This is a genomic window from Actinomadura bangladeshensis, assembly GCF_004348335.1.
Lineage (GTDB): Bacteria > Actinomycetota > Actinomycetes > Streptosporangiales > Streptosporangiaceae > Spirillospora > Spirillospora bangladeshensis.
In genome coordinates, this window is the sequence record NZ_SMJW01000524.1 from 1 (window position 1) to 1,740 (window position 1,740).

Consider the following 1,740-nt stretch of genomic DNA (forward strand, 5'->3'; position numbering starts at 1 on the left):
GCGGCGGGGCCGGACGGGGTGGTGCCGGTCCGCCAGACGGCGCGCAGGGAACGTTCCAGCGTCACGCCGTCGATGGGGATCTCGGCGAGGGTGCCGGTGGCCAGGTCGGCGGCGACGACGAGTTCGCTGATCAGCGCGGGGCCCGCGCCGGCGACGACGGCGGTGCGCACGGCGGTGCCGGAACCGAGCTCCAGCAGCGGCGGGACGAGGTCCAGCCCGTGCGCGGACATCGCCTGCAGGGCCGCCTGCCGCGTCCCCGAGCCCGCCTCGCGGCTGATCAGCGGGGTGGCGGCGACCTCGGCGGCCGGGACGGGGCGCCTCCGGCGCGCCCAGCGGTGGCCGGGCGGCGCGACGAGGACGAGCCGGTCCCGCGCGACGGTCCGGGAGCGGAGGCCGGCGGGGCGGCCCGGCGACTCGATGAACCCGATGTCGACCTCGCCCCGCCGCGCCAGCTCGCAGACGTGCGCGGAGTTCGTCACCTGCATGCCGACGTGCAGGTCGGGGTCGGCGCGGCGCAGTTCCCCGATCCAGGCGGGCAGCAGGTGCTCGGCGACGGTGAGGCTGGCGGCGACGGTGAGGTTGCCGGTGTGCTCGCGGCGGAGCGCCTCGACGCCGTCCGCGAGCGCGTTCAGGGCGTCCAGGACGCGCCGCGCCCAGCCGGTCACCAGCGTCCCGGCGGGGGTGAGGGACGAGCCGCGGCGGGTCCGGTCGACGAGCCGGACGCCGAGCCGGCGCTCCAGCCGGGACAGCCGCTTGCTCGCGGACGGCTGGCTGATCCGCAGTTCCCCGGCGGCGGCCGTCAGGCTGCCCCGCTCGGCGACCAGGACGAGCAGCCGCAGCGAGTCGATGTCGGGGTGAGGGGTCATGCCCCCAGGCTATGACGTGAGGCCGAAACGGCCGGTACCGGGCGTGCGGGGCGGGCGGAAGTCTCGGATGCATGAGCACTCTGGACGCGGTCCGCCCCGAGCGGGCGAGGCCGTGGTGGGAGCGGACGGGGCCCGGCCTCGCGGTCGCGGCGGGCGGCGCGGCCGCGGCGATGGCGGTCAACCGGCTCGTCCCGGCGCTGAGCGCGCTGACCGTCGCGGTGCTCATCGGGGTCGTGGTCGGCGGGGTGCTGCCCGCGGTCACGGCGGACGGCCTCCAGTGGGCGACCCGCACCCTGCTGCGCGCCGGTGTCGTCCTCCTCGGCCTGCAGCTCAGCCTCACCGAGGTGGTGCGGCTCGGGCCCGGCATGCTCGCGGTCGTCGCGGCCACGGTCGTGCTGGCGTTCGCGGGGACGCTCGGGCTGGCCCGGCTCACCGGTGTGCCGCGCGGACTGGGGCTGATGGTCGCGACCGGGTTCTCCATCTGCGGGGCCTCGGCGATCGTGGCCATGGACAGCGTCGCCCGCGCCCGGAAGGAGGACGTCGCGACCGCCGTCACGCTGGTGACGATCTACGGAAGTGCCGCGATCGCCGTCGTCCCGTTCCTCGGCGGCCGCGTGCTCGGGCTGGATCCGGAGACGCTCGGCATGTGGGCGGGGCTGAGCGTCCACGAGGTCGCCCAGGTGGTGGCCGCCGCGTCCCCCGCCGGCGCGGCGGCCGTCGGCACCGCCGTGATCGTGAAGCTGACCCGGGTGGTGCTGCTCGCGCCGATGGTGGCGGGGATGGGCGTCGTCGAGCGCCGGGCGGGCGGGGCGGCAGACGGAAACGTCCGCCGATCGTGCCGCCGTTCGTCGCCGGGTTCCTGGTGATGCTGCTG

Annotated in this window: 2 protein-coding genes; one reads left to right on the plus strand and one right to left on the minus strand. The window is 77.0% G+C overall.

Translation table 11 applies throughout. The annotated features are described in order from the left end of the window. A partial coding sequence (locus tag E1284_RS40545) for a LysR family transcriptional regulator (protein WP_131945411.1) occupies window positions 1-866 on the minus strand: 866 nt, incomplete at its 3' end. A 71-nt stretch (window positions 867-937) separates the two neighbouring features. Between E1284_RS40545 and E1284_RS40550 the strand changes: the two genes are divergently transcribed. Further along, the gene (locus tag E1284_RS40550) at window positions 938-1,732 is read left to right on the plus strand and encodes a YeiH family protein (RefSeq protein WP_207924250.1); all 795 of its coding nucleotides are present in this window, start codon (window positions 938-940) and stop codon (window positions 1,730-1,732) included. Window positions 1,733-1,740 lie beyond the last annotated feature (8 nt).

Excerpts from the sequence above, each read along its gene's own strand:
- E1284_RS40550 (WP_207924250.1), top strand. The coding sequence starts at position 938 with ATGAGCACTCTGGACGCGGTCCGCCCCGAGCGGGCGAGGCCGTGGTGG.